Source organism: Corynebacterium sp. 239_CJEI, assembly GCF_001055995.1.
Lineage (GTDB): Bacteria > Actinomycetota > Actinomycetes > Mycobacteriales > Mycobacteriaceae > Corynebacterium > Corynebacterium jeikeium_D.
Genome location: NZ_JVOW01000016.1, coordinates 1 through 22,660 on the forward strand (window position 1 = coordinate 1; position 22,660 = coordinate 22,660).

Annotated in this window: 21 protein-coding genes; 1 reads left to right on the forward strand and 20 read right to left on the reverse strand. The window is 59.7% G+C overall.

All coding sequences use genetic code 11. From position 1 onward, the window contains the following. The first annotated feature begins 153 nt into the window (after positions 1-153). Positions 154-1,365, forward strand: a complete 1,212-nt coding sequence (locus ADB08_RS04895; protein ID WP_011273191.1) for an IS110 family transposase — start codon at positions 154-156, stop codon at positions 1,363-1,365. 166 nt (positions 1,366-1,531) lie between these two features. On the opposite strand, the gene ADB08_RS04900 is transcribed toward ADB08_RS04895, so the two are convergent. From ADB08_RS04900 to ADB08_RS04995, 20 genes are all read right to left on the reverse strand, one after another. Continuing rightward, complete coding sequence (locus tag ADB08_RS04900) at positions 1,532-1,900, reverse strand: hypothetical protein (RefSeq protein WP_049171382.1); 369 nt, start codon at positions 1,898-1,900, stop codon at positions 1,532-1,534. Positions 1,901-1,903: 3 nt separating this feature from the next. Next, positions 1,904-3,412 (reverse strand): hypothetical protein, encoded by a 1,509-nt coding sequence (locus ADB08_RS04905; protein ID WP_049171385.1) that lies wholly within the window; start codon positions 3,410-3,412, stop codon positions 1,904-1,906. Continuing rightward, positions 3,409-4,218: a hypothetical protein gene (locus ADB08_RS04910; RefSeq protein ID WP_049171388.1), complete on the reverse strand. Its 810-nt coding sequence runs from the start codon at positions 4,216-4,218 to the stop codon at positions 3,409-3,411. Before ADB08_RS04910 ends, ADB08_RS04905 begins: the two co-directional genes overlap by 4 nt. Beyond that, positions 4,215-4,562, reverse strand: a complete 348-nt coding sequence (locus ADB08_RS04915) for a phage gene 29 protein family protein (protein WP_049171391.1) — start codon at positions 4,560-4,562, stop codon at positions 4,215-4,217. The genes ADB08_RS04910 and ADB08_RS04915 overlap by 4 nt, the downstream gene beginning before the upstream one ends. Continuing rightward, entirely contained in the window at positions 4,563-6,236 is a 1,674-nt protein-coding gene (locus tag ADB08_RS04920) for a hypothetical protein (protein WP_049171394.1), read from the reverse strand. Positions 6,237-6,242: 6 nt separating this feature from the next. Then, on the reverse strand, positions 6,243-7,460 hold the full coding sequence (locus ADB08_RS04925; protein WP_049171397.1) for a hypothetical protein: 1,218 nt from the start codon (positions 7,458-7,460) through the stop codon (positions 6,243-6,245). Positions 7,461-7,471: 11 nt separating this feature from the next. Then, positions 7,472-13,249, reverse strand: a complete 5,778-nt coding sequence (locus ADB08_RS04930; RefSeq protein WP_049171400.1) for a phage tail tape measure protein — start codon at positions 13,247-13,249, stop codon at positions 7,472-7,474. 18 nt (positions 13,250-13,267) lie between these two features. Next, positions 13,268-13,462, reverse strand: a complete 195-nt coding sequence (locus ADB08_RS11775; RefSeq protein ID WP_239660022.1) for a hypothetical protein — start codon at positions 13,460-13,462, stop codon at positions 13,268-13,270. Positions 13,463-13,623: 161 nt separating this feature from the next. After that, positions 13,624-13,974: a hypothetical protein gene (locus ADB08_RS04940; protein ID WP_049171406.1), complete on the reverse strand. Its 351-nt coding sequence runs from the start codon at positions 13,972-13,974 to the stop codon at positions 13,624-13,626. Between the two features lie 135 nt (positions 13,975-14,109). Continuing rightward, on the reverse strand, positions 14,110-15,027 hold the full coding sequence (locus ADB08_RS04945; RefSeq protein WP_049171409.1) for an Ig domain-containing protein: 918 nt from the start codon (positions 15,025-15,027) through the stop codon (positions 14,110-14,112). Between the two features lie 88 nt (positions 15,028-15,115). Next, on the reverse strand, positions 15,116-15,511 hold the full coding sequence (locus tag ADB08_RS04950) for a hypothetical protein (protein WP_049171413.1): 396 nt from the start codon (positions 15,509-15,511) through the stop codon (positions 15,116-15,118). Then, on the reverse strand, positions 15,508-15,786 hold the full coding sequence (locus ADB08_RS04955) for a hypothetical protein (protein ID WP_049171414.1): 279 nt from the start codon (positions 15,784-15,786) through the stop codon (positions 15,508-15,510). Before ADB08_RS04955 ends, ADB08_RS04950 begins: the two co-directional genes overlap by 4 nt. Continuing rightward, complete coding sequence (locus tag ADB08_RS04960) at positions 15,779-16,117, reverse strand: hypothetical protein (RefSeq protein WP_049171417.1); 339 nt, start codon at positions 16,115-16,117, stop codon at positions 15,779-15,781. Before ADB08_RS04960 ends, ADB08_RS04955 begins: the two co-directional genes overlap by 8 nt. Beyond that, the gene (locus tag ADB08_RS04965; protein ID WP_049171418.1) at positions 16,098-16,535 is read right to left on the reverse strand and encodes a Gp19/Gp15/Gp42 family protein; all 438 of its coding nucleotides are present in this window, start codon (positions 16,533-16,535) and stop codon (positions 16,098-16,100) included. The genes ADB08_RS04960 and ADB08_RS04965 overlap by 20 nt, the downstream gene beginning before the upstream one ends. 10 nt (positions 16,536-16,545) lie before the next feature. Continuing rightward, positions 16,546-16,872: a hypothetical protein gene (locus tag ADB08_RS04970; protein WP_049171420.1), complete on the reverse strand. Its 327-nt coding sequence runs from the start codon at positions 16,870-16,872 to the stop codon at positions 16,546-16,548. Next, positions 16,872-17,804 carry a hypothetical protein gene (locus ADB08_RS04975; protein ID WP_049171422.1) on the reverse strand — a complete coding sequence of 311 codons (933 nt, stop codon included), beginning with the start codon at positions 17,802-17,804 and terminating at the stop codon, positions 16,872-16,874. Before ADB08_RS04975 ends, ADB08_RS04970 begins: the two co-directional genes overlap by 1 nt. Positions 17,805-17,841: 37 nt before the next feature. Further along, positions 17,842-18,225: a hypothetical protein gene (locus ADB08_RS04980; protein WP_049171424.1), complete on the reverse strand. Its 384-nt coding sequence runs from the start codon at positions 18,223-18,225 to the stop codon at positions 17,842-17,844. Between the two features lie 28 nt (positions 18,226-18,253). Then, on the reverse strand, positions 18,254-19,666 hold the full coding sequence (locus ADB08_RS04985) for a head maturation protease, ClpP-related (RefSeq protein ID WP_049171430.1): 1,413 nt from the start codon (positions 19,664-19,666) through the stop codon (positions 18,254-18,256). Next, positions 19,659-21,062, reverse strand: a complete 1,404-nt coding sequence (locus ADB08_RS04990) for a phage portal protein family protein (RefSeq protein ID WP_065421651.1) — start codon at positions 21,060-21,062, stop codon at positions 19,659-19,661. The genes ADB08_RS04985 and ADB08_RS04990 overlap by 8 nt, the downstream gene beginning before the upstream one ends. Before the next feature lie 13 nt (positions 21,063-21,075). After that, positions 21,076-22,659, reverse strand: a complete 1,584-nt coding sequence (locus tag ADB08_RS04995) for a hypothetical protein (protein ID WP_049171433.1) — start codon at positions 22,657-22,659, stop codon at positions 21,076-21,078. Position 22,660: the final 1 nt, after the last annotated feature.

A 22,660-nucleotide genomic window follows, 5' to 3' on the forward strand; every position in this document is an offset into this window, starting at 1 on the left:
GTTGCCGCCGGGTGCCAGGACTTTCGATGACAGCTGATAGGGACACGGCCAGTTTTAAACTAGGTCTCTTTGTAACGTGGGTGCTTGCAACGAAGGTCATGACACCAGCGACTGGAACAACGCCATACCCATCTCGTTTTCTAGGAGCTCATCATGTCTCCGGAGCATTCCATCGACATATTCCTTGGGTTAGACGTCGGCAAATCTGAACACCACGCCTGCGCCTTAGACCGTGATGGCAACAAGGTCTTCGACAAACCGTTGCCTCAACTCGAATCCGAACTAGCAGGCGTTTTTCACCAGCTTCAGAAGCTTGGCACCGTGCTCGTGATCGTCGACCAACCCAACACCATCGGCGCACTACCGATTGCTGTAGCCCGGGACTGCGGTTGCGAAGTCGGATACCTGCCAGGTCTTGCGATGCGCAAAGCTGCAGATCTCTATCCGGGACGTGCAAAAACAGACAAACGCGACGCATTCATCATCGCCGACACCGCCCGCACAATGCCCCACACGCTACGTGCCGTCGACCGCAATGATGAGGTACTCTCCGCCCTAAAGATGCTGTCCGGCTTCGATGATGACATCGCCCGCGATTGCACTCGCACTGTCAATCGGCTTCGCAGTGTCCTCACCCAGATCTACCCCAGCCTGGAACGAGTTTTTGCTGGTAGCACCCTGACTCGCACGCCGATCCTGGAATTATTGATCCATTACAAGGGACCGCAGGGGCTAAAAAGAGCCGGATACCAACGAGTGTTGAACTGGATGATCAAGCGCACACGTAAAGACCCCACCCCGCTGGTAGACGACATTTTTACAGCGCTGAAAGCTCAAACAGTCACCGTGCCTGGAAGCGATGCCGCCGAGTTAGTAATTCCTCAACTGGCTGCAAACATCCAGGCCCTCAAAGAGCAACGAAACACCATTGCTGAGCAGGTTGAAGAGATGCTCGCTGATTTCCCTCTTTGTGAGGTCTTGATGAGTATGCCCGGAGTCGGCATCAAGACCGCAGCGCAGATCCTTCTTGCGATCGGTGATGGCTCCGACTTCGCTAGTGCTGGCCACTTAGCTGCTTATGCTGGAATAGCACCCGTGACTAGACGATCCGGTTCGTCGATCAGAGGTGAATTCCCGGCACGGTCAGGCAATAAACGACTGAAAAACGCCTTGTTCTACTCCGCATTCGCAGTTATCCGCAGCCACGAACCGTCACGGCGGTATTACGAACGCAAACGCGCTGAAGGAAAACGCCACAACGCAGCAGTCATCTGCCTGGCACGACGCCGATGCAATGTCATCTACGCGATGCTGAAAAACAAGGAGTTCTTCCGCGAAATCCCGCCACGCCCCGTCGCCGCATAAAGCCCCAAAGACGAAGCCGACCAGCACACGCTGGCCGGCTCCTAGGCACGCCTAAGAAACTACTCCCAAGACTGTGCTCGTCAACATCGGTCTGGCACTTGACAAAAACATAGGGACACCCCCCCCCGACACGGATACCCTTGGCTTTGTTGAGAACAACCATCTTTTACCCCCACACCGGCTGGTAGAAACTGACCATGCTGCCTGTCTCGGCGATAGTGTCTTCTACGTTCACGTCGATATACACGGACGAAGAAAGCCCAGGGTCAACGCGCGTGACCTTGTAGTATTCGCCGTCATCGCCTTTCAGATACAAGTCGGTAGTTCTTTGTAGGTTTTGGAATTCGTCTTTACTCCCGGTCGCAAAAGTGATTTTCCTCTGTCTTTTAGAGACGTGTTCTACTTGGTACGGCCCGGCGATTTTGTTCCAGCCCACGATTTTCCTGGCTTGCCAGATGACGCGACCGGCGACACGCACAAAAGCGACTAGCGCCCGGCCACGGTAGATGCCTTTCACACGGTTTAGTACTGGCATGGGCTACTCCTGAATGTAGATAGTGTCCGAGCGTGAACCAGTACCACGGGCGATAGTGCGGTAGGTGGTGGACGTGACCGCGTTGTTCTCCAACGCCGCCACACGCGCCGCAAGCGCATCCAACTGCGCCTTCGTCACCGCGTCCTTCGCGCCCACTGCGTCACCAACACGCATCGTGCCCGTTCCAGTACGCAGCGCCATCGTCAACGGAGTCGGATTGTAGTCATACTCGTATTTCGGGAGAATCCCGTCCACATACGCCTTCGTGGTCGCGTCATCGTCAGCCTGTGGGGTAGCCGTCTTCACCTGCCCGCCCTCGGTTCGCTGCACCAGCGAGCCAGCAGTCACAGACTCCGATACCGGCTGTTTGTCCAGCTTGTCGGCCAGCCCCGGCACGGTGGGCGCATCCCACGTACCGGCAAGGTCGCCCGCAAGCTGCACACCGCCCGCGACCTGGCCTGTGGCGCGCGGAACCGTAGTCAACGCGGAATCCGCCCGCGTCAAAGACTCACGCACACCCTGCGACAGTGCCTCACGCGGCCACCCACCCTCCGGGGCACCAACCTGCGCCGACTCCGCAGCCTGCACAGCCTCATCACGCGCCTGCTCAGCACCAAGGCGCGCACCACCAGCAGCATCAGCAGCATTCCGCGCCGACTCCGCCGACGAAGCAGCAGCCGACTCCGATGCCTCCGCGCCCTGCGCAGCAGACTCCGCACGCACACGATCAGCCTCAACCCTGCCAGCAACCGTAGCCACCTCGGACTGAGCCACACCCGCGCGCTCAGCGAACCCCTGCGCCGCCGACGCAGACCCCGCCGCATTCTGCTCCGACTGCGCCGCAGCCTGAGCGAACCCCGCAAGCTCAGCCCGCGTCTGGTCAGCGGCCGTAGTCGCCGCCTTACCCGCCGCTGCTTCCGCACGGTCAGCGTCTTCCTTCGCAGACACAGCAGAACCAGCAGCACCCTCAGCGGAACCCTCCGCCGCGTCACGCGCCTGCTCAGCACGCACAGCAGCAGACTCCGCCCTATCCGTCAGGTCAGTGAACTCCCCACGCACCAACGCCAAAGAACCATCCAGCACGCGCTGCACACTAGCCTGCGCCTGCACAGCCTCATCCCTGGCGCGCTCCGCGCCAGACTCAAACCCCGACGCACGCTGAGCCGACAACTCCGCCTGAGCAGCCGCCGCCTGCGCAGCATTCACCACAGCACTAGACGGCTGATACTCCTCAGAATTCTCAATCATATCCGCCAGCGACACTGTGCCGTCCGTCGGCAAATCAAAAGTCCAGCTTTCGAAAACCCCGGGCGCCACAAGCTCAACCGTCGTCCGCCCCGGGTCAAGAGCACCAGTCCGAAAACGACCAGCCACCAACGGAACCTCACGACGCTCCCTGGTCACAATCCCCGTCGTCGCATTCGCACGCCGCGTCGCCGTCGAAAAAATAGTGATAGTGCCATCCGTCGGCTTCCAACCAATGTCCTTCACGTCACCGATTAAAACGGTCATGGCTCAACCTCCCCGTCCGGGACAATGTCCTCAATGTACGAATCCTCAGCGCCAGTGCCACCAACACCGACCTTGTTAGAAATGTGCTGCACAACCAGCCGGTTATTACGCGGCCCACCAAGTAGTCGCCTAGACCCGTGAATCCACGAAACTTCAATCTTCACCGTGTAACCCTGCTCCGGCACAACCACCGACGACGCGATATAGCTGGTCTTACTCCACACGTTCGCTTCCAGACCAACCTGCTCCGAATACAACGTGCCGTCCGGTCGGTAAACCCTCACAAACCACTCGACCGTGCCATTACCAACACCAAGCGCATTATTCCCATACGCCATCTGGCAGCGGATATCCCACAAGCCAGCAGACAAAAACCTAATGCCGTTATCGTGCAGCTCGCAGCCCTTCATCTCCCCAATCGATCGCGTAAACGGCATCACACCGTGGTTGTCGCCGAACTGCAGAAACCCGCCCTTAGCGTCCATATACGCGGAACCATAATCAAGCAACGGAGACAGCAACTCAAGCGTGTTCTTCAACGCCAACTGACCATCCTGAAACTCATCCGCCACGTGCTCCCAGCCCGCTGGTTTCCGACCCGCAAAAATCTGCTGCAGAGGCTTCACAATCTTCTCCTGCCCCCACTCATCAATCCGCTGGAACAAGTTCTTATTCACATCACCCCACGCCCGGTCAATCGGCTGCCGAAGCTTCCGCAAAACCGCAGCCTCATCCAAAGCCTGCAACTCAGCCAAATTCGACACCGAGTAGCCGCCCTCGGGCACACCCTCACCAGGAGCCGTCATGACTGATTCCTCCGATCAAGCGCCGCCTGCACCGCAGCCGCCTCCGCATCCGACAAGTTCGATAAATCAACCGACGGGGCAGGAACCTTCTCCTCATCCTCCACCGGCACCCAACGCACACCCGCCGACTGCAACGCCGCCCTCGGGTCAAGCACCTGCTTCAACTGCTGCAACTCCGGATGATGACGGAAACCACAGTCCCACAGGAACCTCGACACCACCGGCAAACACATCACCGGCAGAACCATCGGCGTGCCATCAGCCATCACCGGAAAAGACGCCAACGCCCATGCGAAATGCTGCTCCGGGTCGGCCATATCAGCCTTACGCTGGTCAATCGCCATTTATGACCACACTCCTAGTTTCTTAATCGCCTCAAAGAAGAAGCGGGACTGATTCAGCAGCCGCTCAATCGGCGCTTGGTCGGTGCGGGGGTCGCCTACGGTCATCGACCACTTCACCGGCTCACCACGAGAACCAGCCAGCACAAGGCCGCTGATTTGATGCACCTCGTACTGGCCGCGCGGCATGCCCTCCAGCGTGACGCCGACACGGTCACCGAGCCAGCAATGCCCCTGACCTTCAGTGCCGATAGTCCACGGCCCGCCCTCGAGGTCAACGGTGACTTTGGAGCGTGACCGGGTTTCCCAGAACGCCTGACGGAACGCCACCAGGCCAGACAGTGAATAACTTGTTTCTGCGCCGTCAGCCCAGCCCTCGTGGTAGTGCGACCACCCAGCCTTAGCCGACCGGAACGGCGACTTAATCGACCCGAACGCCAGGAAAACATCCTCGTACAGCGGTTTCAGCGCCGTGTCCGCGATTGCGCCGATGCCGTTCATCAGGAACACCGCGCCAATCAGATTTCCGACCAGCTGAATGTTCGCCGAGATGAACGTGTTCACCCCGGGCGCTGACCTACCGCCCGCGTTAATCTGCACCACCGTCGCCGGTTCCCATGTCCACGAGCCGGATTTCACCGGGGACACGTCTCCGTCTCGGAACACCACCCACGGCTGCGCCGGTTTCGTCCCCAGGAACTGCGACAGTGAGTACTCTGCAGGTTCGACCGGGTTCACAACATCCGTGATGACCTCATCGACCAGGTTGTCGCCCAGACGGGTGACCGTGCGCCACATGCCGCCGAAGATCGTGCCGCCGGTCGCCGTCTGCTCATACACACCGGACTTGTCCACGATGTCCACGACCAGCTGACCTGTCCGCAGCGGAAACAGATAACCCTTCGGCTTCGGGTCACCCTCAATCCACCGACGCGTGACAATCATCAACCCCGCGTCCTGCAGAATCGGCCGCGCCATCTCCATCCACGAATCAAACCGCGACGAAATAATGCACCACTGTGAGTCATCCATGACCAGCGAATCCGGCTGCACGAGAATCGGCCACAGGTGCGGGACAATGCCCTCCACCCACGTGCGCGGATCAAGCGGATTATCCGGCAGGTGCCAGAAGTTCCCGGACAAACGCATCAGATTAATGAACAGGGCGAGTTTCAGGGTGTAGCGGGACGGCCCGGCCAAAATGAATGCCTTCGGGAACTGCACCCCAGCAGGGAGGAACGGGTTCGGCCACACATGGATATGGTCGAGTTCCTTCACATCATCCAGGAACTTCAACTCGACATGCCGGGTGCCGTCCTCGTTCTTCACCAACGTGGCGGACTGCATGCGTCCACCCCAACGCGCACCGTCCTTATCCACCGTGATGTGAATATTCCGGGTCGGACGCTTATACACGCCCATAGCCCACAGCGCCAGGTAATGATCGTGCGGGAGTTTCACAAACCCGCCGCCAACATCATTCATCCGCCACTCGAAACTGAAGTCAATCTCGCCTGCGACAACGCCCCGGAAATTCCAGTCACCGTCCCACAGGCGAATCAGCGGGCGAACCTGCCTGCGGGCAACACGAGCAAGACGCTCATTCCGCAGCCGCTCCCACACCTCATCGAGGTGCTTATCCACCGCTTCGATAGGGTCACTTAACGCAATAGCCACACTGCATCACTCCAAACCGTACGGGCGCGACCAGCGGCGCACCTGCCTGACCTGCACCGCAGCGCCCGGCAGAGTAAACAACTGCCCCGCCGTGTACCCAACACTTTTTTCAAACAACTGGCCGATAGTCTTCTTCGTCAGCTTCTTTGATGCTTCCTGCACCCACGCGTACGCATCGGTCTGCCCGTCACCGTCCTTATCCTTATCCCGGAAGAACTGGAACATCTCCTGCAAAGCCTGGTCAACGTACTCCGCCAGCTGGTCGATACCGAGCATGCCCGGATCACCAATATCCAGCGGGGTCATAATCCGGGTGAGAATCTCCGCCGTCTTCGCCAGAGCGTCGGTGGGGATAGCGAACGGAATCTGCAGAGCCCGCCAAATGTCGTTAGTCCACGGCAGCGGGTTCACGAACACCGGCAGTTCCGTCTCCGTTGTCCACGGTGGCACCGGGTAGCAGAAGAACTGGCCGTTCATCTTCGCACCCCAGCTAGGGCGCTGGATGGACACAATCTGCTCCACCTCCGGGTCAGTATCCACCGCGACATCGACTCCGTAGGGCTGGAACGGCAGGGTGATAAGGCGGCGCTGGTGCTCGAACCCCGGATAGCCCTCGCGGGTTTCCCACGAAAAGTCCGGCAGAATCATCGAAGCCGGGCCCGTGAGCGTCCAGCGTAGCCACATGGGCTGGTCAGTCGGGTTGGATACGGTGACAGTTCCATTCCAGCGGATACCGTCGAAACGCCACACGTCGGTAACGTCCTGGTCGTACCACATCGGGTCACCGGCCTTCAGATGCATCAACATCCGCGCCGAACCCTTGAACTGTCCGCCCTTGCCCAGCTCCACCTCCGGAGTGGCGGACAGGCGACACGACAGCACACGCCGCCCAGATAAGGAAATGATCTCAATCTGCGCGTCCTCCGTGTACGACCACGCTTTTCGCCACTGCGAGTCCGCCCGCTGCCACGGACGCGACGGTGAGTCGAGGATAACCACCGGCAGCGTGACCTCACGCGCCTGGAACCGCAGCGCGTTGAACGTCGCACCGACCTGCGCCGCCGATGATGACCAAATCGTCTCCACCGGCGTATCCAGCAGGCCAACGTGCTCGTCCATCAGCCAGATGCCCATATCCCCGGCCTTGTCGCCGGAGATACAGAACTTCATGCCGTTAACGCCAATGACGTTGACCGTGATTTTATGCCGACCATAAACAGACAAGAAGCATCCTCCTACCTACCTAGGCCGAAACCGGCCAACTCACGGCGCTCCGCATGACGCTGCATCTCCAACGCCTCCTGCACCGAATGCACATTGATAACCGTCGTTGGGCCACGCAGCGAACCAGTTTGCTGCTCGCCCTGCGACTCCGACGCGCCGACGTTGCCACCACCAATCGGCATTTCATTCACCTTCGAGGACACCTGATTCACAGCGCTCGACACGGGGCCGAGAATGTCCTGGAACGGAGCCTCAACACTGCCGAACAGCTGCTCCCCGTACTGCAGGAACGCATCCGTCCACCCGGCCGCGACCTCGCCGGTGTACCACGCCGCCATATCAACGACCGGCTGGCCAACCATGTCAATCGCCGCAGTACCAACAGTGGATAACGCATCACCGGCAGAGCTGAACCCGGTCAACGCGCCCAGCGACCCCATAGCGCCACCGACAGCGGTGCCAATACCTGGCAACATCGCGCCAAGCGAACCGCCTACACCAGCGGCCATACTCGACGCTGCACCCGTCGCAGCACCAATACCAGCATCCAGCCCAGCACCGGCCAGGCCAACACCGGCCTTCGCACCGGTCAACGCCAACGTGCCACCGGTACGCACGGTTCCGGACACAATCTGGCGCGCTAGGTTCGGCAGCTGCTGGCGGATGTTGCCCATCGTCACACCCTGAATGTCCTTCAGGATGCCGCCGTGCTTTTGCCCATCCTCGCCGGTGCCGCCGTTGATGGCGGTGGTGAGTTCCTTCGCGAGGTCGCTGTTCATGGCGCTATCGGCCATGCCCTGCAGCTGTTCCCACTGCTCGTTCGTCAGAATCGCTTCCGGCTTCTTCGAGAAGTTGAACGCCGCAGCACCGTGCTTGAGAATGCCACCGTTGTCGTAGACACCGGCTTCAATCTGCTCTGGGCGCGTGACCGTGCCCTTCACATCATTCCGCCCGGTCTCCTGGTTGTAGGTGAACAGGCCAGTGTCGCCGTACAGCTGCCCCGCCCTATCCATCTTCGCCGCATACCGGTCAGGGAACGCGGAGCGCTGAACCTTCTGGGCAGCGTCGCCCGGCTCCATGCTCTGCCAATCGAACTTTGAGAGTTCGCGGTAGAACAGTTTCGCCGACTCGTAGGGATCCATGCGCTGCGCCACTGTGCCCCATGCGCCGTTGTCGCGCTGCTGGAACAGACCAACACTGTCATGGTCGGAGCCGACCGCGTCGTGCCGGTAGTTCAGCGACTCCGGCACGCTGTTGTTGGCATACATCTGCATCGGGTCACTAGACTCAACCAGCGCCGTCATCAGACCAATCTGCGCCGCATCCGCCGCGTCACCGGACGGGTTAAAACCGGAGTCAATCGCCGCACGGGAAATCTCGTACGCGAAGAACCCTGGCCCCCACTCCGGGACCTCCGGCTGAACGATAACGTCCCGCTCGCTCTCAGGGATCTGAGACAACTGCGGGTCGGCCGCAAGCTCCGTCGGAGTCATCGACGTAACAGCCGCGTCGTGGTTTTCGATAGCGTGCTGCTCCGCCGTCGACGTACCAGGATTATCGCCCTGACCGTACTTCTTATCGGGGCCGTTCCAGAACTTCGATGCGAGTTTCTGCGCCCCAATCAGCCACGACGGGATAGTGTCCGGCACGCCGAACACCGCCAGCGCGTCACCGACCTGGCCGGTCACCAACTCCTGCACCACCGAACCGGCGGCACCGGAGATAGTGGTTTCTCCGCCGAACGCCTGCGGCTCACTAGCCGCAGAGGTGTCCGGCATCGAGTCAGCCACATACGGCTCCGCCTGCTCCGCGTAGTAGGAGTTCACCGCGTCTGGGTTCTGCGCATACGCCGCCATCTGCTCATCCGGCGACAGGTCGCCAAGATCGTCGAGCTGCACGTCCTCAAACGCAGGGGCAACACTGATATAGAAGAACTCGTTGTAGTACGAATCATCTGCACCAGCGGCGCCACCGCCCAATTGGCCGTTACCGCGCGCGCCACCCATCTCGAAGTTCGTGCCGTCCGGCAGCGTACCGGAGGTGTGGCCACCAGCGGGGCCGCCATTACGGAATCCGATACGCAGGTCGCCGGGGCCGCCATGCCCGCGCTGGAAGCCATGCGACGAAAGCCACGAAGCCTCATCGCCGGTGAAGAACTTACGCGGGAACGGGTCAATGCCAACAGCCTTAGCTGCAAACGCCGACGCGGTACCGGAGCAGTCACCCCAGTTAGAGCCGCCGAAAACATACGGCGCACCTTCAAGAGGGCGTGAAGCGCCCTCGCCCTGCGCTAGGCGCATCAAATCGTCCTCGGTAGCAACCACGCCGCCGTCAGCGAAATTGGTTACATGCTGCGGGCCAAGGTTCCCAGAGTAATTGCCGTCATACGGGCGACCAGTCCGCTCATTAACCAGCTGGTATCCGAACCGGCCAGCGACCTCATCAAGAATCGCAGTGGATCGGCCACGCTTCGACCGAGCAAGCGGGATGTAAGCCTCGCCGCCGGTCTCCGGCTCAGCCCACACACGCCACGAACCAGCCGGGGCGATCTGCGCCACATGACGCTCACCACGGCGGCCACCGTTGGCGTACTGCTCCAACTGGTCGATACCGCCGTCGATGTAGGCGCGCATAATGCCGCCCTCAGCGTTGACGACGATACCGCCGGAGCGCAGACCAACCAGAGAACCAATCGCGGAGAACGACAGATTCTCGGACAGCCAGTTCTTTACACTCGACCATGCGGACTTCATGCCGTTCCACAGGCCGTTAATGATGTTCCGGCCAGCAGACACAAGCCACTGCCCGGCCTGCGAGAACAGGTTCTGAACCTGGCCTGGGAACTGGGATAGGCGGTCAACCATCTCCTGAATCTTCTGCTTGACCACATCAACGACGGTCTGCACAATATCCTTGAATGTCTGCCAGGCGTTGCCGACCATCTCCACCAGGCCGCGGAAAAAGTCCATCGCGGACTTAACAACACCCATGACAATGTCGTGGATGTTCCGCCCCATGTCAGAGAAGCGGTTCTTGATGTTGTCGAAATTACCGGTCAGCACGTCCGCCAACACGCCGACCAGGTTCTTCATGAACTCCCACACCGGGTTGACAATGTTCGTCCACACCGACATAAACATGTCGCCCATGAACTGCCACGCGGGGACAATCACCCCGTTGATGATGATCTGGAAAATCTGCCCCAGCAGGTCAACGCCGGTCTTGAAACCGTCGATAACCGGTTTGATGAACGTGTTCCACACGATCTGGAACGCCTGCCCCAGAAGGTCAAGCGCAGGCTTCGTGATGTTGTTCACCCACCACTGGATAGCGGTGGAAAGCATGTCGATACCGGCCTTGAAGAAATCAATGACTGGGCGAATCCACGTGTCGTAAATCTGGCTCATGGCGGGGCCGAGTTCAGCCCACTTCTGCCCAATCCAATCCACCGCAACACCGACAGCGTCCTTCAAGGTGGTGAACATGCCGCCTAGGTTGGAGTTCTCGCCGAAACCGGCGGAGAACAAGGACTTCAGGTTCTCCCACTTTTCGCCAATCCAGTCGAACACCGGCTCGATGTAGGCGGTGTACGCGTCCTTGAAGAACCGGGTGGTTGCGTCCCACGCTGTTTTCATGAAATCGGTGAACTTGCCCCAGATTTCACGGCCCTTTTCGGTCTTGGTGAAGAATGCCCACAGAGCGACACCAGCCGCCGCAATTAGGGTGCCCCAGCGAACAATTGGGTTCAAATTCATAACGAAGTTAAAACCGGCCTGAATGCCAGTCCACACCTTCGTGGCAGCACCAACGATTTTAATCTTCGTCGCCAGCTCACCAGCAGCCTTAGCCGTCTTGACCATCTCGACAAACTTCATGGCCTTGTACAGCGCAACAAACTGAGTCGCCGCAGCACCCAAACCGAGCGCCAGCGGCCCCAGCCACGTCGAATTATCCTGCACAAACCGGCCCATCGCCTGCATCTTCTCAGCAAACACGCGAGCCTTCTCCGACGCGGACTCCACCGCCGGGATAAGCACCCCCATCAACGCCTTACCCAACGGCTCCAGCGCAACACCCGCCTGCTGCTTAAAAAGATTCCACTGATCTTTGAAAGTGCGAGTCTGCTCCTCCACACCCAGGATCGTGTCACCCGTCGCACCGATAGCAGAATTCAGGTCATCGACGCTGAAAGCGCCGGTCTTCACCGCATCCACAAACTGGCCAGCGCCCCTAGTGCCGAAAAGCTTCGCGGCCATATCAATCGCCGCGGCCTCATCGCCCTTAGCCAGCAGGTCGCCAACCGCCTTAGTCGTCTCCTTCAAGGCTTCCGGCGCGTCCTTGCCCTGCTTAGCGAACTCCACCATCGACCTGCCCATACCCGCGATAGTCTTATTCGCATCCAGGCCAGCCTTATCCAGCAGACCAGTCAACGCCGCTGCGTCCTGCAAACTAAACCCGAACTCACGCAACTGTGGCCCGCCCTTGGTGACAGAGTTCGCCAGGTCATCCATCGACACGCCCGTCGCCTGCGACACCCGGAAAAGGTCGTCCATCGCAGCAGGCATGTCCTTCGCCTCGATACCGAAGCCATTCAGCGCCTGCGACGCAGCGTTAATATCGGCCTCAAACCCCAACGTATCCAGCGCCGTGAACTGCTTCGTCAGCGTCTCTAGCTCAGGGCCAGACACGCCGAGCCGAGTATTAAGGTCCGCGAGCGTAGACCCAATCGCCTTAATGTCACCATCAGCCGCCGGAAGCTCAGTCGCCACCCGACGCGCCGACTCCGCCAATTCATCAAACGCGGCACCCGACGCGCCCGTGCCAGCGCGGATAGTGCGATCCATCTCAGAGAACTGCTGCCCCAAGTCAAACGCCATATTCTTGATAGCCGAGAAGCCAGCGAAACCGGCGATAGCAGCACCGGCGGACTTCGCCACCGCCCCCAGCTTCCCATCAAGAATGCCCATACCATCGCCAAGTCCCTTGGCCGACTTCCCGGCGTTCTTCTGAGCCTCGTCAACGTCCTTCAACGACTGCTTATGACGCAGTTCCTTCGCGGCCAGCTGATCCGTTGCATTCTCAAGGTTCACCCTGGCCTTGCCGAGGTCACCCTCAGCCTTCGTCACCGCAAGATTCGCCTTATCAGCGTCCTTTTTCGCCTTCTCCAGCTCACGCTCAGCCCGCGCCGTCTCCTTCGTCCCAGCACCATAACGGTCACGAGTATCAATCACCTTCTGCTCAGCCTGCGCCACACCAGCAGCACCAGCCTTCGCCTTATCACGCGCCTCACCAACAGCAGCCTCAGCCGCACGCACCTTACCAGCAGCATCAGTAGACGCAATACGCGCCTGCGAAAGATTATCCTCAGCACGCTTCACCGCATTAGAGGTTGTCGACTGCCCACTACGCGCAGCCTCCAAGTCCTTTTCCGAGCGGGCAACACGCATAGAAGCGTCTTCATTCTTCGCCTTCGCAGTCGCCACCTTATTCTCGGCGGCGATAATCTGCGACGCGGACGCATTGCCCTTCGAGCGGATATTCTCCAGCTCCTGCTCGGAGACAGCCAGATCCTTCGCGGATTGCGCCTCATCACGGCGGGCGCGAGACAGAGCGTTAGTCGCTTGCTCGACCTTACGGGCAAGTGCCGTACCCGCAGACTCACCAGACTTAGAGAACTCCTTCTCGAACTCCTGCCCAGACTTACGCGCAGCGCCGGAGACCTCCTTCATGACAGTGGCGACAAAGCCCTTCATCTGCGCGTTAACGGGAACCCAAACGCCACCAGCCATGATCTTGACCTCCAGTGCCTAAAGTGAATCCAGGTACGCCGCAACCTCCTCAGGTGTGGCGTCCCCGAAGTCACCGAACTTCGATTTGTTATCTGTCTCCGACCACGGGAAACGTGGCCTATTCTCAGAAGGCAACTCGGCCTTCTTATCCCCCGCCGCGCGTGCCGCAATCACAGAGCCGCGCATTGTCTCCCACATGATTGCCCACAGCATGTCGAGGGTCGCTCCCCATTCCCTGCCGTCAGTGAGATGGCGGGTATGTGGGCCAGCGTCCGGCAACCCCTCAAGTAGGACCCGGAGTTTCCGCAGCGTTATCTCACGCCGGAAATACGCCGCTATCGGGTCCCACCCGTAGAACCGCTCAAACGCGGCTTCTAGCGCTTCCGGCGACGCGCTGCCCGACGCGAGGAGCGATTGCCACGAGTAGGGTTTCCCCCAACCTCATCGCGGGATTCGTTCATGTACTGGGTGAACACCATGAAGAACAGGTTCGATGTGCCGCCGACCTCAAGGAACTGGTCGTACTGCTCGGCGCCCATGTAGAACTCGGCGATGTCCGGGCCGTCCTCGAGGTCGGAGAGTTCGTCGAGTGCGTCATCGTCCAGCAGGATTGGGTCGCGGAACGTGAACGTCTTTCCCTGGAAGTCGAATGGGACCATGCCCTTTTCGGCTCCGGTGGCTTCTTCGCGCTGCTTCAGCAGTTCGTCGAGATTCAAGTTAGTCATGGCAGACCTCCAAAAAGAGTTAAGAAAAAGAAGTATGTGGTGGCAGACCCATTTACGCGGGCAAAGAAAAGAAAAAGGGGCGCGGGCCGGGTCTGCCACAAAACAACCCGCACCCCACCCCACGACGGCCGAGTACTAGGACGCGACCGGGATAGTCACCTGCTGCGACGCAGACAGGTTCTTCGAATCCTTCACGGTCACGGTCGCCGAAATGCTGGAACCAGAAACGGTAGAAACCGAACCGGAAATCTTGCCGGAGGCCTTATCAATCGACAGGCCAGACGGCAGACCAGTAGCCGAGAACTCGTACGGCTCCGTACCACCAGAAGCGGTGACGGTAGCGGTGTATGCCTGGCCCTTAGTCAGCTCCGGCAAAGTAGCGCCAGAGGACACCTTCAGCGCCTGCACACCATCAGTGGACTCACCGGTAGCGGCACGGCCACCAGAAGCCCACTCGGAGTTGAACTGCCAGTTCGCGGTCTTACCGACCGCGTCCGGCTCAGTGGAGCCGTAGTCAGCCTCAGAAGCCGGGTAGGTGTTGTAGGTGATTTCCAGGCCGACCATGTCGTCCTTCTTAAACACCAGGGAACCGCGCTCAGTGATCTGCGCATCGAACAGGGTCAGGCGCATAGCCTTGCCCTTATCGATAACGTCGAGGGACAGGAACTCGTGCGGGAAGTCCGGCAGGTTACCCTCGTAGAACTCGGTAACACCGCCCTCGTTGATGAGTTCGTCTTCGGTGACGCCCAGGAACTTCGCCAGGTTCTCAACCGAGGACTCCCACAGGGTCATCTTGATGCCCTTAACGGCCTTAGTGACGTCAACACGAATTGGGTTGACCTCCTGCCACGGGATGTACTCCTGCTTGTCCTCGTCGAAGGAAATCTCCAGGCCGTCCGGGGACAGGTAGCCAAGGTTCTTGTGAACCTCGGAATCGTACTTCTCGCCCAGTGGGACCTTCTTGGTGCCCAGTGCGGCGGCGCGGACAGCGCCGGTCATACCGACACGGGCATGGCGGGCATTGAAGCCCTCAAGGGTGGACTGTTCAGCCATTGCTGTTTCTCCTTAAAACTGCATGAAAAAAGCCACCCCGAGGGGGTGGCTGGAAAACGTCTTCTAGTCTTTGTCAGTGCGTGACCGTCTACCCGGTCACAGTGAGGTCAGCGACCACACCAATACGCTTCAAATGAGGGTTCATGTCCTCACGTGTCGCCATACGCGGGCAATCCACAGAGGTAATGCTGTTCTCGACCTGGAACGGCAGTTGATGCAGCGCGGCGCGAACCGCGTCACCAATCGGCGTCGCCTCCAGGCGCGACCTGCCGAACACGTCCACGTCGAGAGCAATCATCTGCTGGATAGCGAACTCGCCCTGCCACGGCATGACCTCCCCGCCAGGCAGCAGGTCAATCACCACACACGGCAGGTTCTTCGCCAACTCACGGTCAGGCGGCAGCCGGTCGGCTACCCACACATCGTCACCGAGAACCTGCTGCACAGACTCGATAACCTGCATGAGAATATCGGCATCGTTCATCGGCGCACGCTCCTTCCAGCCCGGCGCATAATCCCAATGGCCTTCACCCGGTCATCGTCCGCCACATGGGCTGTGACGTTGACACCGAAACGCCCAGACGGGATATACACCTGACTGATGGACACGTTCGCGTCGACCTTCGCTTTCGCGAACTCACGGCGGGCAACCGCAGCGATCTTCGCCGCCCTGCCCTGCACCGCGCCCTTCACACCAGGCTGCTGCATGACCTCACGGAACATCTCATCGAAATCAATATCAATCTCCGGGCTACCCATTGGCCACCTCCAGCTGTAGGGACGTGTGGCCGTGGGTGCGGTGCCACCAGTCGGCGCGGTCACCGACGATGTCGCAGTCACCGATACCCGGCACGCGGATACGCTGTGTAGCCGACACGTCCAGGAACTGCCCCGGCGGGCAAATCAGGCGGAAACCCGACTGCACGAACACGCGGCGGCCGCCAGCGTCATCCTCGAACCTGCCTGCGGGCTGTACCTCCACACCGAACGGCACAGGCTCAACAGCGGCGGGGTTGTCATAGTCAAGCTCATCGCGGCCATACCCCGGCCTAGTGCCCGGTGTGACGATCTCAACTACGGTGTCGAACACGACGAAGCCTCCGTTCCGGCCAGGATGGGGCACCAGGGAACCGGCCACGCGCCGTAGCGTGCTGCACCAGCCCCAAATCGAACCGGTGCTTATCAGTCAGCACCAGCCCACCCCACGCACTACCATTCACATCCGAGTAAGTGCCGGACTCGGTGATGTCGCCGGCGGTCACCGAGTACTGGCGATACCCAGCACGGTCACCGACCAGCAGCACCGCCGACACCATCTCGAACACGACACGGCACACGACCGCTTCCAGCCAGTCAGAGCGGGCAATTTCCTCATCGAGGTTCATGCCAGCCCTGCCGAACTCGGCGGCAATCATGTCGCGCGCGTCCTGGAGTAGTAGTTCGGCGCGTTCACGCTCCCCCGGCTTCAGGGCGCGGGGGAACCGCGCTACGAAACCATCAATCAGCATCGTTCACCACCTAACCGACGGCGGCGATAAGCTCCGCCTTCGTCATGCCCTTAGGGTCTACGCCCTTCGCGGTCGCGTAGGCTCTCCACGCATCCAACGCCGCGGCTTTACGTGGACGCTGCGGGGCACCACCAGCGGGCTCCGGTACAGCCTCGGCGTCGGCCTCCGGCTCACGCTGACGCTCCACGGGCTCACTAGGCTTCGGCGCGCCTGTAACAAACACACCCCGCCCAACAAACTCCGCAAACACACCATCGTCAACCTCAACGACCTCACCGGCAAGACGCAGACGGTCACCAGGAAAGCGAATCGACTTCGCCAACGTGACCTTACGCATTACTCAGTCACCAGGCCTGTCAGCTTCACAATCGACTTCGGGCCATCAACCGCGAAACCACGGCGGTGAGTGTAATCCGAACGCCACGACTGGTTAGCGCCACCACGACCAGAGTTACCGCGCTCCTCGTAGAACTCGGAAACCCACTCCGGCTCGCGCTGCGCCATGAAACCAGCAGTCTGCTGCTGACCCAGGTACGCCTCACCCTTCGGGACGAAGAACGACTTCACGATCTGAACGTTGCCGAAAATAAGCGGCTCATCAGAGATGCCGTTGAACAGCGGGTTAGCGTGCGCCATGTCGCCGATGTACAGCTTCTGAACCTCCGGATTACGCTTCAGCAGATTCAGCGTCATCGGGTGAATCAGCAGAACATCAGGGGTGTAACCGAAGTAGTGGCCGTCGCCGTCCTCGGCGCCGAGGACAACCTCGGACGCGTCCAGGAAGTCAGCAGCCGGGTTAGCGTCGGGCTTATCCCACGCGGTCGTAATCTGGTGCTCCTGAATCTTCGCAGCATTCAGAGCCTTCAGAGCGTCACGAGCCTGCGCGCGAATAATCGTGTTCGTGCGGGCCTCCAGCTCACGACGGACAGCGTCCATGTCGTTGTCGTTACGCTGCTCCCACGAAACACGAATACCGATACCAAGCTTCTCGATTGCAGCGGTCTTCAGCTCGCCAGCGGTCGGGTCAGAAACCGGAATCTCGCCGTACTCCGCGACGTTAGCAACATCGTCTTCCAGGAAGTTCGGGGTTGCCTCACGGAAACCAATGATGTTGGAGTTCACGGTCACGTCACGGAAAAAGACGCGCTGGAACTCCGCGCCGTTGAGCTCATCAAGAATGAGGTCAGGCATGAAATGCGGGTTAGACAGTGCCTCTTCGACGGTCAGGCCGGAAAGCACATCAAAAGCAGAGTTATGAACCTCAGCCATATTAAACAATCTCCTTTTCAGGTTAATGCGCTACCGGCTAGGCAGACGCAGGCAGACCATTGAGAACAGTCAGGACACGGTCACCCTCGCCAGCGGCAACAGCGACACCGACCTTCACCGTGCCAGTAGCAGCGACCTCACCGTTAGCCGCCGCGAACACAGCGGCACCGGCCTTAATCTTGGTGGCATCACCACCAGCGACCTTCAGCTTCACCGCGGCAACACCGTAGTGAACCGCAATGTTGGTCGGCAGAGTGGTCAGGTTCGGGTCGGCCTTCTCGGTGACCGCGCCGAACACAGCGCCCTCAGCGCCAGCCGGCTCGACCTTGCCCTCAGCGTTGACCTTCACGAGAGTGAACTTCTCCAGCGCAGTTGCAGCCGGGAAAGAAATCGGGCCCTGAACAAAAGTAGGGTTCGACATGAATTCCTCCTCTAGGAATCAGTGATTGTTACTTCTTGCCCGACATGCGGGACTTAGACAGAGCGCGCAGCTCCTCGGCAGACCGGACACCCGGCTCAACGTCAGCCTCCGGGTCAACGCCGTAGCCATTTTCCTTACGGTTAATGATCGGCGGCAGGCTACCCCAACGCTTTTCCGCGAGTTCCGGGTCATTGAGGTATTCCTGGGCGCATGCGGCCTTCATTGACGCGAGCGCAATGCCCTTACGGACAAGGTTGCTGGCCCATGCGTCGGCCTCCGCCTTCAGGTTCGCCTTACGTGCCTCTTCACCGGCCTTCGACTGCGCAGTGAGCTCATCGAAGTAGGCGCGAGGAATAGTCACGTAGTTCTCGCCCGCGAACTCAGCACCATCCTCAGACGGAACGGCCGGCTCCGGAGCGGGCTCGCCCTCCGCATCGTCCTCATCGTCCTTATCGACGGCAACGACAGTTACACCAACGGTCGCAGACTCACCAGACGAGAAAGCGATAACCAGCTCGGCAGTGTCATCAACAGCCACCGCGTCACTAGCGCGGACAGTCACCACCCCGGCCTCGTCAGCCTCCGCAGTGAAACCCTCACCGATAGACGGCTCAACCGTCAGACCCTCCGGCAGTTCAGTGTCCGGCTCAACCACAACCTTGCCGGTCGGGTTCACCTCCACCTCATCCGGGTAGGTGACGGTAATCGGCGCGTTGACCTCAACCGCTTCATTAAAAAGGCCGGACAGCTTCTCAAGAAGCATATCCGGCTCAACACCCAGTTCCTGGGCAAGATTCTTGACGCTATCCACAGCGTCCTCCTTCCGCCCATCACTGGGCATCGGTTCATTAACACCAGGCGATTCCCGACCGCCCAACATCTTCGGCGGCGGGGCCTCAGCCCGACACGAGTACCTAGCGCGGATACTCGACGCGGCCACCGGCTCAACCGGGCGGCGCGCATCCTCAATCACATCGACTAGGCCAGCCTGCAGCGCTTCCTCCGCCGTGTACCACGTCTCCGCGCTCATACGGTCCAGCCATTCATCGACATCACCGCCAGCCTTCGCCGCATAAATACCGGCAAGCTTCACGTCCTGCCGCTGCAGGTCAGCAATCGCCTTCTGCATATCGTCAGAATTGCCGACGTTCATAGTCCACGCCTTATGGATCATGACCTCAGCATTAGGCCGTGAAATGACAGTGTCGCCACCACCAACCGCTATGAATGACGCCGCCGATGCCGCCAGCGACTCAATAACAACGGTCACATGGCCGGGGCACGCGCGAAGTTGGTTCATAATTGCAATGCCCTCGTACACGTCACCGCCTCCACTGTTCACCCGAACTGTCACATCGTCGGTGATGCCGTCTAGCTGCTCGGCGACTGCCTTAGCGGTCACGTCGCGGCCAATCTCGCCGAAAATACGAACCTCAGTCACTTACAGCACCTCGTTTCGTTCGTTCTTTAATCCATGAGCGCAATATCTCGTCAGCGTCACGGACAACATAGTTCGCCATAGGCTCGCCCGGCGGCTCCGGTTCCGCAGTAGGCGTGAGAGTCACACCAAACTTCTCCTCAAGCCCCTGCCGGAACTTCTTACCCGCCAACGCATCCTCAAGCTTCTGCTTCGGCGGCATCGAGTACACGCGACGCGCGTGCTCCTCCAAATCCTTATCCGGCAGAATCACACCATCACGAACCAACGTCGCCAAGTCCTGCGCCGTCAGCTCCTTCTTCGACGCGATAGGGTCAAACACCAGCCGCGGGCACAAACCGCCATGCTCAGGGAACGCCGCCTGAACCAAGTCCTCGATAACGTGCTGCGTGAACACATCCGCAATCCACTCCGCAATCGTCTGCAGAGACTGCACGAACAAATCAGACTGCGTCTGCGCCAGCGCGTACGAGCCACCCTTGCCCTCAAGGTTCAAGAAATGCGCCAGAACAGCCTTAGCAATCTGCGAATCGTGGTAAGCAATCGCCTCACGCGGCGACACCAACTGCCCAGACACGCCCTTCAACTCCAGCTGCGCACCAGCCGGGATAGCCGCACCCGCATACTCACCCGAACGCAGCCGCTCCGCGACCTCCTGCCCATACTGCAGATCAGCGTCCGGGTCAATCGCCAACTCAGAACCGCGATACACCGGCACACCCATGCCGTTGCGGTCAAGGGTTGTGAGTTCCTTACGAAGAAGCTCATCTTTGAGGACCCAGTTCTTATACGCGGGCCGGAGAACCGACTGCCCAGTCCACTCCGAGCACTGATCCTCGTACACGTAGGCGACCAGGTCATCGACGCTGACCTTCGTGGCCTTCAGGCTGTACCGCCCAGTGTCGTAAGCGCGCTGCTCAATCGAATCAAGGCCACCGTCCGGTGCGACATTAATCTTCGAAATCGTACCCGGCCAACGCGGCGCAAGCTTCACCAAGTGCTCCCGCCCATCCTCGCCCGGCTCATAAACCTGCTCGAAGAACATGTACCCATAGACAAGGCACTTCAACGCGTCCTCAAGATGCTTCTCAAAAGAAACCCGGCCACGACGCGGCGCAATCGGCTTCGTCGGCGACTCACCCACAACCTGCAGCCGTAAATCCTCCGCGACATGCGCCACAACCTCATCCGGAGCCCCGTTAGCGTCAAGACGCCAACCAGCACGACGAATCGGCAACGTCACCGCACGAATCACCGACTTAACCTGCGTGTCCTCACGCAGCATCTTCGCAAACACGCGAGCAGACTGCGGAAACTGAAGGTCTTTATTCTCCTCGGTCAAGTAACGGTTACGAACCGCCGACGCATAACCAATCTCACGTCGCTCATCACTAGCCACAGCGCATCACCTCCTAAAACGCCATCGTCTTAACCCGCTGCCTAGCCACAACAGGCTTCGCAGAACCAACAAACCTGGTCTTCCGCTTCACATCCACATGCTCCGGCGGCGCAAACTCCACCAACCCCCACACAGCAAAAGTCGCAGCCACCAACGGCTCAATCGAACCCGCCTGCTTCGACAACGCACGACCACCACCATGCCCCGTCCGGAACACAGCCGACTTCAACGCCTCCACAAACCGCGCGTCACCATCATGCGTAATCTTCCCCTCCGCAAACAGGGCCAGGAACAACTCACACGCCGCCGTCACAGACTTGAACGACATTTCCGTAGGCTCCACGCCCGCGTCATTCAAACCGCGCACAAGCGTCGACGACGGGCCCTTAGGATCCAAAAGAACACCCAGCGGGTCATTCTTCTCAACCCCAGACACCACCACGCTGATAGTCTCCGGCCGGTCGAACTGCAAAAGCGGATTCAACATCAAATGAAAACCCGTCGTAGTCTTCACCGCCGCAACAACCGCAACGCGCTGCCCATCCGGGTCAACATCCACCGCCACACACGAATCACCCGCAGGCACCGGGGACGGGTCAAACCTGCCGCCCCACACCTCCGGGTCCAACACGTACTCCTGTGTTTCCTCACCGTCACGCGGCACCCAATTACCACGCGCCAACGTCTCCACCATGAACTGCTCAAGAAGTAGCTCACTGTTCTTAGCCGTCCGCGCATCAGACTCAATATCCGCCAACTGCGCACCAAACCCAGAATCCACCAACGACGGATTACACCGAGCCCACGTCTCCGGAGCAAACGGGTCATCATCCTCCGCCGGCGACCACTCCTTAAACATCACGCCAGGCTCACCATCAATCCCGGCCCAACGCTTCGCCGACATCACCGCACCATGCAGATGCTCAAAACGATTCACCGGCGACGAAATAAACAACGTCTGCGCCCGCTCACGAGCACGCGTCAACTTCGACAACGCCGCATACGTCTCATGCGGCAAATCAAAACACTCATCCAACACAAGGAAATCCACCGACAAGCCACGGCCCGTCTTCTTCGTACGCGTACGGAAATACACGATCGCACCATTCGGAAAGACAATCGACTCCTTGCCGTTACCCGTGGTCTTACGAGGAACCCCCTCATACTCACCGACCCACCACGCCATGAGCTCATCGTTAGCCTCAATGACCTCCCACAGGCGCTTCTGCGCATCAATCGCCGTATCCATGAAATGCGCCGTATGAAAAAGAGTCTTCTCACCAAACAAGAAAATACCCGCCAACTCGCGGGCCACAATCACGTGGCCCTTCCCGTTCTGGCGGGCAACGACGCCAACGACCTCACGAGCAGACCAGCTATACGTCCCAACAACAGTCGGCCTACCCAAAGCGTCCTGGGTGACCTCAACCGGCCTATCCGTAATGCACATATCCCGCAGCATGTCCTCCTGCCACGGGTACAACGTCAGCCCGCAGAACTCCGCGAACTGAACCGCCAACTCCCCAGCGTCGTAATAGCCCTCGGGGATTGACGAAAGCCTAGGCTCTTGCACACCAATCAATGCCACAACAGCCACC

Excerpts from the sequence above, each read along its gene's own strand:
- ADB08_RS04910 (WP_049171388.1), bottom strand. The coding sequence starts at position 4,218 with ATGACGGCTCCTGGTGAGGGTGTGCCCGAGGGCGGCTACTCGGTGTCG.
- ADB08_RS04895 (WP_011273191.1), top strand. The coding sequence starts at position 154 with ATGTCTCCGGAGCATTCCATCGACATATTCCTTGGGTTAGACGTCGGC.
- ADB08_RS04940 (WP_049171406.1), bottom strand. The coding sequence starts at position 13,974 with ATGACTAACTTGAATCTCGACGAACTGCTGAAGCAGCGCGAAGAAGCC.
- ADB08_RS04905 (WP_049171385.1), bottom strand. The coding sequence starts at position 3,412 with ATGACCGTTTTAATCGGTGACGTGAAGGACATTGGTTGGAAGCCGACG.
- ADB08_RS04945 (WP_049171409.1), bottom strand. The coding sequence starts at position 15,027 with ATGGCTGAACAGTCCACCCTTGAGGGCTTCAATGCCCGCCATGCCCGT.
- ADB08_RS04900 (WP_049171382.1), bottom strand. The coding sequence starts at position 1,900 with ATGCCAGTACTAAACCGTGTGAAAGGCATCTACCGTGGCCGGGCGCTA.
- ADB08_RS04975 (WP_049171422.1), bottom strand. The coding sequence starts at position 17,804 with ATGGCTGAGGTTCATAACTCTGCTTTTGATGTGCTTTCCGGCCTGACC.
- ADB08_RS11775 (WP_239660022.1), bottom strand. The coding sequence starts at position 13,462 with ATGCTGTGGGCAATCATGTGGGAGACAATGCGCGGCTCTGTGATTGCG.
- ADB08_RS04955 (WP_049171414.1), bottom strand. The coding sequence starts at position 15,786 with ATGGGTAGCCCGGAGATTGATATTGATTTCGATGAGATGTTCCGTGAG.
- ADB08_RS04950 (WP_049171413.1), bottom strand. The coding sequence starts at position 15,511 with ATGAACGATGCCGATATTCTCATGCAGGTTATCGAGTCTGTGCAGCAG.
- ADB08_RS04970 (WP_049171420.1), bottom strand. The coding sequence starts at position 16,872 with ATGCGTAAGGTCACGTTGGCGAAGTCGATTCGCTTTCCTGGTGACCGT.
- ADB08_RS04930 (WP_049171400.1), bottom strand. The coding sequence starts at position 13,249 with ATGGCTGGTGGCGTTTGGGTTCCCGTTAACGCGCAGATGAAGGGCTTT.
- ADB08_RS04980 (WP_049171424.1), bottom strand. The coding sequence starts at position 18,225 with ATGTCGAACCCTACTTTTGTTCAGGGCCCGATTTCTTTCCCGGCTGCA.
- ADB08_RS04965 (WP_049171418.1), bottom strand. The coding sequence starts at position 16,535 with ATGCTGATTGATGGTTTCGTAGCGCGGTTCCCCCGCGCCCTGAAGCCG.
- ADB08_RS04915 (WP_049171391.1), bottom strand. The coding sequence starts at position 4,562 with ATGGCGATTGACCAGCGTAAGGCTGATATGGCCGACCCGGAGCAGCAT.